Here is a 14,585-nt window from a genome sequence, read left to right as displayed (position 1 = left end):
CTACAGGCATAATCGTCCCAACGGGCAGCATCGGATTATTTTTCAGGCTGGCGATCCCAATGAGGATGCTCTCTGAAAATACGAGTGCCATGATAGTAAAATACTGATTTTACCTCAGCACTGACACGCAGGCGGCGTCATGCGGCAGGACCATGCCGTAGGCTGCGCTGTAGCGTGACGCGAAAGCTTCGCGCTCCAGCCGTTCGCAATAATCAAGATACCGGATCAGCGCGCGCTCGGCGCGCATCGTGCGTCCATAAAGCCGTTTGTAATGTTGCCACAGCATCATCACATTGACCGACCAGGCATCATAGGCATGCGCTGTTACCCGCTGGCGGATTGCTGGGGGCAGCGCGTCAAAGGCGGCCCAGTCATTGCCTGCATACCGCCGCCACATCTCGTGGCGTAATGTCCGTTCGTTATCTTCCGTCACCTTACGCATCCGCCATTTCTCCCTGCCCCCAGGCGGGGAATGGGTCAGGCAGATGGGCAAACAGCAACGGATCGAACTGCTGCCCATCAAAGTCGGGCACAAGGCAGGCATCCAGCACTGCGGCAATGGCGGCATCATCCATTTCTGCCGTGCCGATAAATACGATCTCCTGCCGACGGTCACCATAAACCGGGTCCCATTTCGACAGGATCAGGTCGCGCCATTCATCACTGTCCGGCCACTGGTTTTTGGGTATCGTCACCCACCAGCGCCCCATGGCCTGGGTGCGCACCAGTGCGCCCGCCTGTCCCAGTTCGCCCACCCAGTCCGGGCGGGTTGCTAGCCAGAAATGGCCCTTCGCCCGGATCACGCTCGGCCAGGAAGAGTCGATAAAGGCCTTGAAGCGTTCGGGCACCAGCGGGCGGCGGGCACGCCAGACGAAAGTGTGGATGCCATATTCCTCGGTCTCGGGAACATGGTCGTGGAATTCGAACAGTTCCTTGTACCAGAGCGGGTGTTTGTGCGCCCGGTCATAATCGAAGCGGTGCGTATCCAGAATGCGTGCGCAGGGCACGATGCCCTGATCGGTTTCGATAATATCCGCATCGGCATTCAGGGCTTGAATGACCTGCCGCGCGGCCTCGCGCTGCGCCGCTGTGGCGGTCGAGATCTTGTTCAGCACCACCACATCGGCAAACTCGATCTGTTCGACCAGCAGGTCAACCAGTGCCCTGTCATCCCTATCGCCTGCCGTCTCGCCCCGGTCGCGCAGGAAGTCCGTTGAGGCGTAATCCTTCAGCAGGTTGACGGCATCCACCACCGTGACCATCGTATCGAGCCGTGCAATGTCGGACAGGCTCTCGCCCGCCTCGTCACGAAACTCGAATGTCGCTGCAACCGGAAGCGGCTCCGCAATCCCTGTCGATTCAATCAGGAGGTAATCGAAGCGGCCTTCTTCCGCCAGTCGCCGGACTTCGTGCAGCAGGTCATCGCGTAACGTGCAGCAGATGCAGCCATTGCTCATCTCGACCAGCGTTTCATTTGTTCGGGACAGGTCACTGCCGTCGCGCACCAGGTCAGCGTCAATGTTCACGTCGCTCATGTCATTGACGATCACCGCGACCTTCCGGCCCTCGCGATTATTGAGCACATGGTTGAGAAGCGTTGTCTTTCCAGCTCCCAGAAAGCCGGAAAGAACCGTTACCGGAAGTCTTTCGCGCATGACGGACACCATTCATTGGGTTGCGATCCGCCGAACCTATATGTTACGTTATAATATAACAATCCCTAAAGGCCCTGACATGCGACAGTCCTGTCCGACCCGTCCGCTTTCTGCTATCCCGATGCCGTTCCAGAACATTGACAGGCAAGACTGTTTCATCGTTCAGCAGGAACGTCACCTCGGGCAGGACATCATGCAGGCTGCGGCCTTGTGGAATGCGCACGGCCCGGACCTGTTTCTGCATCGGGGCACCATTGAAATTCTTGAAACCGAGTTGCGAACTTTCTTACCGGCAGGCACGCAGGCGCTTGCTGACGACGCCCTGAATCTTGCCTGTCGTTATCAGCGCCTGTCGGGCACGGCCGAAATCCGCTTCCGGCTGGAAAAGGTCAGACACGACAGTTGCCGCCGCTTTCATGTTGACCATGTTCCGTTACGCCTCCTGTGCACCTACACTGGCCCTGGGGTTCAATGGAAACATGCTGACAGCGAGATCATCCATGATACGCCAGCGTGCTGGATCACCCTTCTGAAAGGGCGGTTATATCCCGGCTGGTCGACAAAAGGAGCAGTACTGCACCGTTCGCCGCCCATCTCGGATCTCCCGGTTCCTGTTACGCGCCTGCTTCTGACCCTTGACCATCCGGACGCGTGTGGCATGGGATGACAATGACGCCTTAACGCCGTAGCATTCAGGTTGCTTTCGGCCATGATCGCCAACGCTCTTGCCCGACAGCAGGGCGAACTGTCGGCGTGATGGACAGCCCGAGTCATGGTTAAATCGTATCAGCATGGGCTGATCGCTCCTTTGTTTGGAACGATGAATTGTGGCGTAGCGCCGATATGAAGGTGGCGGGCATAGTGTCCATGACACTGGGGCACGAAACAGCGACGCGTGATATTATTGTCGGGCTTAATATTAGTCTGTAGTTCTGTCAGGGCAGATGCCGGGTTTTGGACTGCTTGCGCAAAGAAAAGGGAAGGGCGCCATCTGGTCGCGAGATTGTCGCCCTTTCCTACGCCTGTTGGCGCATGGGGAAATCGGCAACCGAAAACAGTACGTTGTGATGGATATTGGCGAGTTCCCCATAAATATCGCGGAAAAATCTCGTAATTGTCATTGAGTATCTGGCGTGACTTCAAGTCAACGCCAGTTCTCACGTTTTTAATTTCAAGCCATTTTAATGGGCATTAAGCTGAATGTTAGCGCCATTACGATATCCAAACCGGTTTCGATTTGCATATTCAGTAAAGGCACCGAAACCTAGACCCAGTGTGGTCCACATGATGATCTGCATGCCTAAGGAATCAATCCTGAAATTCCAGAGCAAATCAGCAGGGAAATTAGAGGGGACTTCATTAACCGCAGGAAGTAACTCGCCTGTTGTAAAGACAATCAGAATATAACACGCGCCTGCAAGATAAGTTGATGTCCATGCATTATATTGCTGACGTAAGCGTCCCTGAAGCATTGTGGCTGCGATCATCCCCAGTAGGGAGACCAGCATCATTATAAAATACAATTCTGTCCGCATGCCGATTGTATCCGGGTTTCCTACGGATGGCGGCTTGGCAGGATACTTGATGCTTGGCACCACATATACTGCAATAATCCCGGTTATCGCCAACAGAACAGACACAACACGAGGGTCTGTGCTTTTCATGCGCCCATTTGCATAAGAAAATACAAGAGCGAAAAGCCCGCCAAACGCCGTCGAGTAAACCATTACACCTGTGAGCAATCCGTAACTGGCTTGAAGTTTCCGGCTTACAAGTTCCGGCTCTTCAACATCATGGATGCCTCGCTCCAGATCTGCCTTGGCTTTAGCCTCGTCCATGGCAGATTCAAATGCAATGGCATGATCGACCTGAGGTTCTCCAAAAACTTTTGCGAAACTGAATACCAGAATGCCGGCCAGAAAACCGACGAGCATTCCGCGAATAAGTAGGGTGCGGACCATCATTCTGTTTTCCATGTCAGTGGCAGGGGAAACCCAGAAGATGGCGACTGTCATGCACCCACTCGTGCACATACATGCCAGGAATAATTGATGTCGCCCCTTCCTCTGCGCCGACAAAATAAAGGGCCAGCAGCATCAGCAAGCCGAAAACCAACCACGGCGCTATCTCTCTGACGGGAATAGGCGCGGGAGAGGGGATAGCGTGGGAACCTATTGCAGTATCAGACATTTTATACGACTCCTCAAGAAAAATGCGTCCTGTTTCGCTCGGAACGGAGCCATGCGCGGGTCTGACTTTCGGGTAGAAAATTGTGTTCTACACCTGCTTACAGTGGCGCAACCGTGCCGGGATTTCACCGGCTTCCGCGTTTATGGCCTGCAGGGGTATAATCTACTCTCCCTTAATCTAAAACTCCTAAAAGAGCATAGCCTGACATAATTTGACATGAACTACCACGGCTGCAGGTGAAACGCCGAAGCGCAGGCGGTCAATATCCATCAGGAAGGGATTTCTCTAATTATCCTGTCTTGCCTTTTTGGGGATAAGAATTTTATAACACTGTCTATCAAGTCGACGGTCCCGTGCGAACGGGTGAAAAGGGAATGTCGTATAACTCTGGCTGGGGTAATTTCCCCGGGAGTTCAGTCGACAGCTGCCCCCGCAACTGTAGACGGCGAGCATTGTGTCCTCAGCTACCAGATTGGGTAGCAGCCACTGACTTCGGTTGGGAAGGCGGATGCAACGTGGTGACCCGTGAGTCAGGAGACCTACCGTCGAGTTCAGATATGTCGCCGGGCGGGTGGAGCCGGAGGCGGGTCAAGGCGTGATGCATTTTCTTCTTTGACGCTCTGTCGCGATGGCATGCGTGTTTGTTTCCCAGTCGGGAAATGACTGCATTCGGAATTGTTGCTCCTTTTACCGACGCTTCCCCGACAGGCTCCCTCCATGACATTTCTTGACTCTCCGGGCGTTACGCGACGCTCGGCTCGTGTGCTTTTTATCAATTCCACTCTGGTAGGAAGTCTCTTCGCATACTCAGCCGCTTATGCTCAGGCTCCTCAGACCCAGATCGAGGAAGATCGGGCGCGCCTTGGCAACTCCACTCCGCTGGTTGAGCAGATCGACCCAGCAACCATACGTGATTCGGAGCGCGCGCAAGCCGATGCTGCGGAGAAGGCGGCTGGTGACGATAAACTCGACACCAGTGGTAACCTGCTAGGCAATATGTGGGGCGCGCGGTCATGGATGTACAAGCACGGCATCAGCTTCGACATCCAGGAAGTCGATGAACTCTGGGGCAACGGGACTGGCGGTTCGGCTTCTGGTAATGATGGTGCAGGCGGATCAGGCACCGGCCCGTCCTACGACGGTGTAACCATGCCCACGCTGACCGTCGATACCGAGAAACTGTTCGGGCTGAAGGGGGGGGCTGTTCAATGTCAGCGCACTGCAGACACGCGGACGCTCGATCTCGCAGGACCATCTGGCCAATTTCAACCCTGTCAGCGGATTTGAGGCTGACCGTTCCACCCGCCTGTTCGAACTATGGTACCAGCAGTCTTTCCTTGGCGGCAAACTGGACGTAAAGATCGGCCAGCAGGATCTTGATACCGAGTTCCTGATCAGCGATTACGCCTCGCTTTACCTCAACGCCAATTTCGGCTGGCCCATGGCGCCCTCGGTCAACCTGTATGGCGGCGGGCCATCCTGGCCGCTGTCGTCTCCCGCCATCCGGATCCGCTACCGGCCGAGCGAGAAGTTCACCTTCATGTTTGCCGCAGCGGACGACAATCCGCCGGGTAACCGCTATAATTCTACCCCCATCCAGCAGGCTACCGGCTCCATCAGTGGCTATAATTCCGATCCCACCAGCCAGACCTATGATGGCGCCAACGGCACCAATTTCAACATGGGCACCGGCGCCCTGCTGATGACCGAACTGCAATACGCGCTTAACCCGCAGCCGGCCGACATGTCGAACGTGACCAAGAATCCTGGCCTGCCGGGCGTGTACAAGCTGGGCGGGTTCTATGATACCGCGAAGTTCGCCGACTATCGTTACAACCGCAATGGCGGTTCGTTAGGAGCAGCAGTGGCCAACGCCACTGCAGCCACGCCACAAAGTGACCTGACCCCGCGCTGGGACCGGGGTAACTGGATGGTGTATGGTATCATCGACCAGATGATCTGGCGGCCGTCGCTCACATCGGCCCGCTCGGTGGGCGTGTTCGTACGCGCCACGGGTAATGGCGGTGATCGTAACCAGATCAGCTTCGCCATTGACGCCGGCCTGAATCTTAAGGCGCCGTTCAAGGGGCGCGATAACGACACGATCGGTCTGGGCTGGGGCATTGGTCGCGCCAGTTCCGGCCTGCGGCAATTTGACCGCGACAGCCAGACGCTTGTGCAGGGCAATGAAAACCATCTTGAACTGACCTATCAGGCGCAGGTTACGCCGTGGATGGTCATGCAGCCTGATTTCCAGTACGTATGGCACCCTTCGGGCGGCGCGCCGGATTGGACCGGTTTGCGCCGCGTAGGTGACGAAGCGATTTTCGGCCTGCACAGCAGCATTACTTTTTAAGTATAAATACACGAACAGAAAGTAATAATTTATATTATTGTTAAATCATATAAAACGTATGAATATGATAAGACGTAGAGTGTACTTGGCCGTCTGATCAGCATTGAAAGGAAAACATTGCTGAAAAGTGGAAGGTGGTGGCATATTCGCCTTCTATATAGTCAGTGGTTCCGTGCAAACGGATGAAAAGGGAACACCGTTCCGCTTCGGCAGGGTCCATCCCGGAAGCCAGTCGGTGGCTGCTCCCGCAACTGTAAGCGGTATGGGGTCGTGTCGTCCATTTTCTGAGGGGAATGGGCCACTGTTGTATCAGCAACGGGAAGGTAGACACGATCTGCGATAATCCGTGAGCCAGGAGACCTGCCACTGTCGATCTCACGGCCGCCGGGCGGGATGAACCGGAGGCAGGAGCACGGCTTTGCAGCACTGCATAGGCTTGCCTGTCGCTGAACGACATGGCACTTCCACAATTACAAACTGGCATGATGATGCGCAGACCTGCGGTGAACCCTCATGCTACTGACCGGGACGCTTGGTCTCTCGGGTTTTGATACCCCCGCATTGACCGCTTTGCAGCGGCGTACAGGCGTCTCGCATGTAGCGTCCAATTCCTGCCCGGATGACTGGCATCGCGTGTGGCAGACAGCACAGATGGTGGGTGTGGGGAAGGCTCCTCAGTGCGGCAGGAAGCGCATGCCCGAACTGACAGATCAGACGTTCTTCCACTTATGCTGCAATCCTGTCCGCGATGCATTTGTTGATGCATGGCAACGCGGGATCGCGACTGTGCCTGTGCTTCTAGGGCCAGTGAGCTTTCTTGCCGCATGTGACCGGACTGACGGCACGGACCCTGTCCTGTTGTTATTGAAGCTTCTTCCGGTGTACATCGAGATTCTGCACGAACTCGCCACGGCAGGCTGTTTCTGGGTTCAGATTACGGAACCTGTCACAACGGCTGGTCCGATGTCGAAAGAACGCCAGACGGCGATGGAACTGGCATGGCGGAGCATGGCAGAGGTGGCATCCGGACATGCACTATCCCTCGTCTTCGTCGGGGGAGGTGGGGGCTTCTGGCGTAACCTGCCCCACGTCATGTCATTGCCGATGAATGGCCTTCATATTGATATGGTGCGCGGCGGCGCAGAACTTCCATCGGTGCTCTCTAATCTTAATCCGCGCTGTGACCTTCTTCTGGGAGTTGTGGACGGCCTGAATCGGATTCCAACGGATGTCTATAGCGCGCTGCGATGGATAGATAAGATCCGATCAGAATGTCCACGAAGGCGCGTGATTATTACACCGTCTACGACAATGCGTTTCACCAATAAGGACGGTAGGCAATTACCGCCTGAGGTTCACAATACACTTTCAGACCTGGCGAAGGTTCAACGTGCTTGCGTGGCGGCGACCTTCGTCCATTAACAAGATTTTGGAGGAATTGTCATGGGCATGACAGATACTCTACTGCAACCTTTTGATCCGGACCACAATGCACAATGGTATCCCGCTTTGCGCAGTGCAGATCTGAGACATCAAAAAGCAATCGGGGTTTATTGCGGCAGCAGACCGGTTGTCATTGTCCGTCCAGAGGCAGGGCTGGTGTTCGCACTTGATGACCGGTGTACGCATCGTCAGGTACCACTCAGTCGTGGCGTGGTCAGCGGAACCTTTATCAGATGTCCGTTGCATGGGATCAAGTTTGCACGCAGTGGCCGTTGCTATTCTCCTGATATGGTTCTGGAAGAAATGCCGCCGCGCGCGGAAGGCTGGGGATGTAGGGAGAAAGAAGGCTGGATATTCCTGTATTCAGGTAATGCCGAGGATGCAGACGAAGCGTTGATTCCCGCCATGACGCATCACGATGGTAAAGACTGGTGTCATGAAACATTCATACGCGAAATCAATGCGCCAGTTCCGCTTCTGATGGATCATGTACAACGCTTTGGGAGAAGGACGACATCAGGATCGGTAACCTATCTTGATCAGAACATTACCGAACAGCAGATTTCCAGTCATTACCGTGTTGTGGCTTCCACACCATTATCGGTTCTGCCTGGTATGGCACGGCCCTGGCGGGCGACGGTCGATACGACCCTGGTTGACCAGAACGTTTATTTTTCTTCCGAAGACGATGCCACACTATGCGCGGAGATATGGCTTGGTTACATGCCGACCGGACGTGACGGCCGAACACGTGTGTGCGGTAAAATATCCATACGGCAGGACCATACGCGTCTGCCAGGTCGCGTATCGGGTTCTCTTTGGGCGAAATTATTATGGAAACTGCTGTGGAAGGAGCAGAGCCTCCCGGAAGCGGAGTGGTCTGCCATCCAACAGTCTGGTCGAGTGGGGCACAGTGATTTCTTTCCGCCAGCACAAGCTATGCAGGATCTTGTAACTAAAAATAACCAAAGGATGGCTAAAGAAGGATAGATTTCATGTCGGATGCTGTTGCTGGTCGGCCATTTATCATTCGGGTTGGTAAAAAAGTGCGGCCTCTATTAAACACGCTGATTGCACACAATTCCCTTGTTCCCGATACGCCAGTTCTTGATACCAGTCTTTTCCCATGGATTTCCAACATGGAACAGCGGGCGTTCCGGATTATAGAGGAATTCAGGATCCTTATGACGCAAGGGGTAAGCAGTTTTCCCGCTCTGCGCGATATTTCGCCAGACCATACGCGTATTGCACCCGATACAAGATGGAAGTCATTTTTCCTTTACGGCTACGGGAACTGCGTTCTGGAGAACTGCCGGCGGATGCCCTGCACAGCACGGTTTGCTGCGGCCATTCCCGGACTGAACTCGGCCTTTGTTTCTTTCCTTGAACCTGGTGCGCGTATTCCGCTGCATAATGGAGTGACCAAAGGGCTGTTAACCTGTCATCTGGGTTTACAGGTGCCGCAGGACTACAGGGATTGCTGGATACGGATAGACGATCAAATGTTATGCTGGCAGGATGGAAAATGTATCCTGTTTGACGACACATACCCTCATGAAGTCCAGAACAATACATCGGATCATCGGGCAGTGTTGCTTATCCAGTTTGAACGGCCCACATACGGAGTTGGCCGTCTGGTTCAGGGTATGTTTCTCAAGGCCGTTCGTCGTTCGGCATTCGTGCAAGAAGCCAAAAACAATCTCGCACACTGGCATGCCCTCCACCATGAGATGGCCCGGACAGAACGCCAAACCAGCGGACTGACTGTTTGATCCAGTCATAGTAACAACGAGAAGGCGCAGAATGATAAAGTGTAAAAAGTGCGGTGCTGATTTTTCATGTCAGCCTGAAGGTGCGTGCTGGTGCATGGAAAAGCCCCGTGGCCTGCCGGTTCCGACGGATGATCAGACAGGGTGTCTCTGTCCTGTCTGTCTGGATGCCCTGACGAACCAAGGCCCTGAAACCGAAAGAAGATCATCTGGCAATAGCCAGTAACCCTCCAATATCCAGACTGCTTTCCATGATGGAAGCAACGGTTTCAAGGGCGCGTTCCACCCGCGCTGTGTAATCCAGTCCATCGGAGCGTGCGCCCCATCTGTCCAGCCATGCCGCGCGTTGGCCAGTCATGTCAAACAGACGGTGCACATAGCAGCCTGCAATACGACCGTCCGGGCTTATTGCTCCGTCCAACCGTCCGTCGTCGCATCTGATTAGGGGCATGACCCGGTGATGTGATCGAACTGTTTCCCCACAATGAATTTCGTAGCCACTGAATCGCGCGCTATCGGAAAGCGTCATGCCTGAAGTCTGGTTGATCTGCTTGTCACGGGTCAGAACGGTATCAACCTCCAGAAGTCCAAGTCCTGGTATCGTGGTCGGGTTCCCTTCTATTCCGTCGGGATCATTTATGGTCTGTCCCAGCATCTGATAGCCACCGCAGAGACCGAATACATATCCACCCCGCCTGACGTGTCCCGCCAGATCAATATCCCATCCCTGCCGCCTGAAAAATTGCAGGTCTGCTATTGTCGCCTTGCTACCAGGAAGGAACACGACATGCGCGGACGCGGGAAGGGGCTGCCCGGGCCGGATCCGTGTGATCTTTACATGCGTTTCACCTTCCAGCGCATCAAGATCATCGAAATTGGCAATGCGGGGCATAAGGGGGACGGCTATCTCGATCCGTGAGGCCGCGGAACAGTCAACATCTTCAGGAATACTGTCTTCAGAAGGCAGTTCACGTATACTGTCTATCCAAGGAAGAACGCCAAGCCCCTTCCAGCCGGTAAACTTTTCTATGAAGTCATACCCAGATTGGAAAATGCTGGCGTCTCCCCGGAGGCGATTAACGATGAATCCCTTGATCAACTCACGGTCATCTGGATCAAGAACAGCATGGGTACCGGCGAGTGACGCGATAACGCCGCCCCGGTCTATATCGCCGATCATGACGACCGGAACATTCGCGGCTCTGGCAAAGCCCATATTGGCGATGTCGCCCTGACGTAGATTGATTTCCGCCGGGCTGCCCGCGCCCTCGACAATCACGAGATCGGATTGGCTACATAATGTCCTGAAGGCGGTCAGAACCTCGGGCAGGAATGCGGCCCGGCCACCGATAAAATTCGAAGCGTGCAGGTGTCCTTTTGCGCGTCCACGGACGATAACCTGCGCTGTATGATCACTTTCCGGTTTCAGAAGGACCGGATTCATAAGGGTGGAAGGGGCAATACGGCAGGCCTGCGCCTGAAGTGCCTGCGCCCGACCGATTTCACCTCCATCTACCGTCACGGCGGCATTGTTCGACATATTCTGGGGTTTGAAAGGCCGGACCGTCAGGCCACGGTTAGCGAAAACCCGGCATAAACCTGCCGTCAAAACGGACTTTCCGACATCGGATCCCGTGCCCTGCAACATGATCGCTGTCATGGAATCAGCCGCAGTCCGTAGCGCTCTTGATCGTGTCGGCAGGCACAAATCGCTCCATGCCCTCGTGAGCCCGCGCTGCCATGCGAAGCAGTTCGATATGCATGCGCGCGCGACCACGTCTTGTAGCGGGTATTTTCAGATTTTCCGGTGTTCCATGTTGACGAACATGGGCCTGGAATGTGCCTGAAACCTGCAAGTCTTCCTCCATGCCGAATTCCTCAAGCAACGGCAGAAAGGATAGATCGGCAAGCCGGTCATAATCATGGGAATCATCATCGGACGGTCGGAACGGTGCCGCCGGATGAAGTGTCAGGAAAGGCTGCCAGCCTTCCGGAATGGGATCGAGAGCAGAGCAGGACCGTTTCAACTTCACCAGTTTTGGCAGCAGGTGGGTATGGGCACCGAGTGGAGAGTCTCCATCAGGCGCGGGAATGGGTCGGTAGACCTCCAGCCTGCCAGCAGGCGAAAGCATGACCCTGTGGGGCTGGGCTTCCATCAGAAGCGCAAATGCAGCCGTGACGACGGCCAATGGGTCATCCGTATCAACAGCAAGGGCTTCAACCAGGCGGGCATTTTCTGTCCTTACACACATCCGGACCTGACCCACGCCAATTCCAAGATCAATCAGCCACGCATCACGATCCTCTGGTCGGACAGCGTCCGCATCCTTTCCCAGAACCTTCAGGGTATGCTTCGCAGTCAGTTGTAACGGGCCGCATAACGCCATGCTATGCCGCCAGCGTCTGCCTTTTCCGACGAGAGAGTCCCACGCAAGGGCATGCAAGGGTTCGCTGGGACTAATGCGTATGGCACCGCGTTGGGTGACGATCTCCAGCCCGTCAGGACATGGGGTGAGGCAGACCCTATCATCCGGAACATGATGGAATTCGCCGATCGCACCAAATGTTCCAATGCTCCAGCCGTTACGGAGATCCAGCGCCAGTGAAGTCAGCATGGAAGGCGTGATACGTTTCATCGGAAATATCCTGTGATTCATCAATCAGGCTGAAAATAACAGCAATCCTGACAGGATACTGAAAGATTGAATGCGGGTTGACAAGAACACCCCATCCGATCAGAACCGTTCCGACGGTGTCCCCTTTCGGGGGGATGAAAAGGGAACAGAGTGCGGATTGCGATCCAATGCTCCGGCTGCCCCCGCAACTGTAAACGGTCTGTCCTTGCATTACCGGATGTCATGGTCCGGGCCACTGGAAACCGCGGTTTTCCGGGAAGGTTGTGCAGGACGCTACGCCGTGAGCCAGGAGACCTGCCGTCATGATGGTTGCGACCGGGAACTGTCGGGCGGGGTGTCCTGACGGTGTGGTGTTACAGGATTCCGTGCAGATCGGAAATCCTGTGGCAGCGCGCTCTCGTGGCAACGATGATGTGACCGCGAGACCTGAACCAGATGATCCTATTCCGTAATCTGCTGATTGCTTCCACCACGTTGATGACCATGGGGGTTGTAGTGGCGCGTGCCGATGATTCAGTCAGACAGCACGCGCCGCAAAAACAGTCCGCCAATCAGTACGTCATCGAGAATAAAAAATCGAAAGCCGTTGTTTCGTTGGGGGATACGGGTCTTCCCGAACTGATCAGCGTCAGTGCAGCCCGTCGGCCGACCTCCACCGATGATATCGGCACCAGCATGACCATCATCACGGAAAAGCAGATCCAGACCCAGCAGCGGCGCAGCCTGACGGATATTCTGGCACGCCAACCGGGCCTGAACGTGGTCCAGACAGGCGGCCCAGGGGGCACGTCATCCATTTTCATGCGTGGTAATAATTCCAACGAGGTCAAGGTCCGCCTGGATGGCATGGACATCAATGACGGAAGTTCCACCAATGGCATGTTCGATGCCGGTCAGTTTGTAACCGACGGCATGGGCCGGATCGAGATACTGCGTGGGCCTCAGAGCGGCCTGTACGGCGCCGACGCCATGGCGGGGGTTATCGACATTACCACGGCACAGGGGCAGGGCCGTTTCAAGCCGTTTGTCCGTATCGAAGGCGGTGGGTATGGTACCTTCAATCAGACCTTTGGCGCACGCGGCAGCAAGGGACGTTTTCATTATAATGTAGAATTCTCCCATTACCGGATGGATGGGTTCAACAATATCCCTTCCTATATCGAGCGTTATTATGGGGCCAACCGGCAGCAGCGGCATGAAGGCAACCGGAATGACAACCGTGGCGTCAATATCAGGCTGGGTTATGACGTCACCCATAATTTCGATCTTGGCCTGACCGCACGGCTGATACAGAGCAATTATCATTCCTACTCTCTGTATGACCTGCAAAGTGAAAATCTGTATGGTGATAAGGGTGTGCGGGAACAGAACAACCAGAACGAGGCCATCGTGCGCGGGACGGCCCATCTGGTTTCCTTTCACGGGCTTTTTGATCAGGTGCTTGGCCTTGGCTACATGACCAACCGCAACCGCTGGACGGAGACGGGCACGAGTTACGGCAGCCCGGTCAATCCAGACCCGGATTATTACCGTTCCAGCCGACTTAAGGTGGACTGGCACGGCACGTTCAATTTCAAGCAGTATGGCCAGCTTCTGATCGGTGCCGAACATTTCCATGATACGTTCAATACCAGCCATACGGCCTCAAGCATGTGGGACAGCGGATACGATACATCCGCCAGCATGGATACGACCGCAGGTTACGGGCAGTATCAGGGGAACTGGAACCATATTCTGTATGGTGCGGCCAATATTCGCTATGATGCCAATTCGCGCTACGGCAACCACGTGACATGGCGCGTGGCCCCGGCAATCCATGTGCCGGGCACCGGAACCATCATCAAGGCCAGCGCCGGTTCCGGTTTTCATGGTCCTTCGCTGTATCAGTTATTCGCAAATCAGGTGGGTGTGGGTTATTCGGAAAAGGGCAATCCCAACCTGAAGGCGGAACAGTTGATCGGCTATGACGCGGGTGTTGAGCAGAAACTGCTGCATGACCGTCTGAATTTCGGCGCAACCTGGTATGACAACCGGGTCAGGAACCTGATCCAGTCCTCGCTTTCGATTGATTCATCATATGACTACAACTACTCCTACGCCAATGTGGCGAAGGCGCGGATGTATGGTGTGGAAGCCTTCCTGAACTGGAAGGCGCTGAGCAATCTGGAATTTAACCTGAGCTATACCTGGACCCACGCCCGGGATGAGACGAACGACGTCCAGTTGCAACGCCGTCCCCAGCACAAGTTTAATTTCAATACGACATGGACCCCCATTCGCGACCTGACCTTTTCGGGCAATATCCTGTATACCAGTGGCTGGCGTGATCTGCCGGTTATTGGCAGCGAGTCCTGCAGCACATGCGCCAAGGGGCATGGTTATTTCACCATCGACGTGGCTGCCAATTACAAAATCAACCGCTACGTTTCCGTCTATGCCCGCGCCGACAACCTGCTGAACCGCCAGTTCGAGGACCCCATCGGCTATCTGCAGCCTGGTCGCGCCGGTTATGGCGGCTTCATGCTGAATTATTGAC

General features: G+C 55.0%; 11 protein-coding genes, 1 pseudogene and 3 riboswitches. Of the genes and pseudogenes, 6 read left to right on the top strand and 6 right to left on the bottom strand.

The window, feature by feature from the left end; translation table 11 throughout:
- Positions 1 to 109: 109 nt before the first annotated feature.
- Both NJLHNGOC_RS09760 and NJLHNGOC_RS09755 read right to left on the bottom strand, forming a co-directional pair.
- Positions 110 to 442, bottom strand: coding sequence for a DUF6525 family protein (locus tag NJLHNGOC_RS09760; protein WP_113596197.1), 333 nt, complete (start codon positions 440 to 442; stop codon positions 110 to 112).
- Entirely contained in the window at positions 435 to 1,667 is a 1,233-nt protein-coding gene (locus NJLHNGOC_RS09755) for a GTP-binding protein (protein WP_113596196.1), read from the bottom strand. The genes NJLHNGOC_RS09760 and NJLHNGOC_RS09755 overlap by 8 nt, the downstream gene beginning before the upstream one ends.
- Between NJLHNGOC_RS09755 and NJLHNGOC_RS09750 the strand changes: the two genes are divergently transcribed.
- Entirely contained in the window at positions 1,654 to 2,322 is a 669-nt protein-coding gene (locus NJLHNGOC_RS09750; RefSeq protein ID WP_239021455.1) for a DUF1826 domain-containing protein, read from the top strand. The genes NJLHNGOC_RS09755 and NJLHNGOC_RS09750 overlap by 14 nt on opposite strands.
- A 514-nt stretch (positions 2,323 to 2,836) precedes the next feature.
- Here NJLHNGOC_RS09750 and NJLHNGOC_RS09745 read toward each other — a convergent pair.
- Both NJLHNGOC_RS09745 and NJLHNGOC_RS09740 read right to left on the bottom strand, forming a co-directional pair.
- Positions 2,837 to 3,619: a CbtA family protein gene (locus tag NJLHNGOC_RS09745; RefSeq protein WP_113596218.1), complete on the bottom strand. Its 783-nt coding sequence runs from the start codon at positions 3,617 to 3,619 to the stop codon at positions 2,837 to 2,839.
- A 13-nt stretch (positions 3,620 to 3,632) separates the two neighbouring features.
- The gene (locus NJLHNGOC_RS09740; RefSeq protein WP_010518378.1) at positions 3,633 to 3,845 is read right to left on the bottom strand and encodes a CbtB domain-containing protein; all 213 of its coding nucleotides are present in this window, start codon (positions 3,843 to 3,845) and stop codon (positions 3,633 to 3,635) included.
- A 329-nt stretch (positions 3,846 to 4,174) separates the two neighbouring features.
- Positions 4,175 to 4,406, top strand: a riboswitch (cobalamin riboswitch).
- Positions 4,407 to 4,562: 156 nt separating this feature from the next.
- Here NJLHNGOC_RS09740 and NJLHNGOC_RS09735 point away from each other — a divergent pair.
- The 4 genes and pseudogenes from NJLHNGOC_RS09735 to NJLHNGOC_RS09720 all read left to right on the top strand — a co-directional run bounded on the left by NJLHNGOC_RS09735 (position 4,563) and on the right by NJLHNGOC_RS09720 (position 9,416).
- Positions 4,563 to 6,201, top strand: a pseudogene (locus NJLHNGOC_RS09735) (carbohydrate porin).
- Between the two features lie 148 nt (positions 6,202 to 6,349).
- Positions 6,350 to 6,583, top strand: a riboswitch (cobalamin riboswitch).
- A gap of 311 nt (positions 6,584 to 6,894) precedes the next feature.
- Positions 6,895 to 7,623: a uroporphyrinogen decarboxylase/cobalamine-independent methonine synthase family protein gene (locus NJLHNGOC_RS09730; protein ID WP_239021454.1), complete on the top strand. Its 729-nt coding sequence runs from the start codon at positions 6,895 to 6,897 to the stop codon at positions 7,621 to 7,623.
- Positions 7,624 to 7,644: 21 nt separating this feature from the next.
- A complete protein-coding gene (locus tag NJLHNGOC_RS09725) occupies positions 7,645 to 8,634 on the top strand; it encodes a Rieske (2Fe-2S) protein (protein WP_239021453.1) in 990 nt (329 codons plus the stop codon).
- A gap of 5 nt (positions 8,635 to 8,639) precedes the next feature.
- Positions 8,640 to 9,416, top strand: a complete 777-nt coding sequence (locus NJLHNGOC_RS09720; RefSeq protein ID WP_113596194.1) for an aspartyl/asparaginyl beta-hydroxylase domain-containing protein — start codon at positions 8,640 to 8,642, stop codon at positions 9,414 to 9,416.
- Between the two features lie 202 nt (positions 9,417 to 9,618).
- Here the strand turns inward: NJLHNGOC_RS09720 and NJLHNGOC_RS09710 are convergent, their stop codons facing one another.
- Together NJLHNGOC_RS09710 and NJLHNGOC_RS16360 are read right to left on the bottom strand one after the other, a co-directional pair.
- Positions 9,619 to 11,073: a cobyric acid synthase gene (locus NJLHNGOC_RS09710; protein ID WP_113596192.1), complete on the bottom strand. Its 1,455-nt coding sequence runs from the start codon at positions 11,071 to 11,073 to the stop codon at positions 9,619 to 9,621.
- 4 nt (positions 11,074 to 11,077) lie between these two features.
- Positions 11,078 to 12,049, bottom strand: coding sequence for a DUF6925 family protein (locus NJLHNGOC_RS16360; RefSeq protein ID WP_239021452.1), 972 nt, complete (start codon positions 12,047 to 12,049; stop codon positions 11,078 to 11,080).
- 97 nt (positions 12,050 to 12,146) lie between these two features.
- A riboswitch (cobalamin riboswitch) is annotated at positions 12,147 to 12,365 on the top strand.
- Positions 12,366 to 12,484: 119 nt separating this feature from the next.
- On the opposite strand from NJLHNGOC_RS16360, the gene NJLHNGOC_RS09690 reads away from it, so the two are divergent.
- On the top strand, positions 12,485 to 14,584 hold the full coding sequence (locus NJLHNGOC_RS09690; RefSeq protein WP_010516556.1) for a TonB-dependent receptor plug domain-containing protein: 2,100 nt from the start codon (positions 12,485 to 12,487) through the stop codon (positions 14,582 to 14,584).
- Position 14,585: the final 1 nt, after the last annotated feature.

Source organism: Novacetimonas cocois, assembly GCF_003311635.1.
In the GTDB taxonomy this organism is placed as follows: domain Bacteria; phylum Pseudomonadota; class Alphaproteobacteria; order Acetobacterales; family Acetobacteraceae; genus Novacetimonas; species Novacetimonas cocois.
The sequence above is the reverse complement of the archived record's forward strand: the minus strand, read 5'-3'. Positions and strand labels throughout refer to the sequence as shown.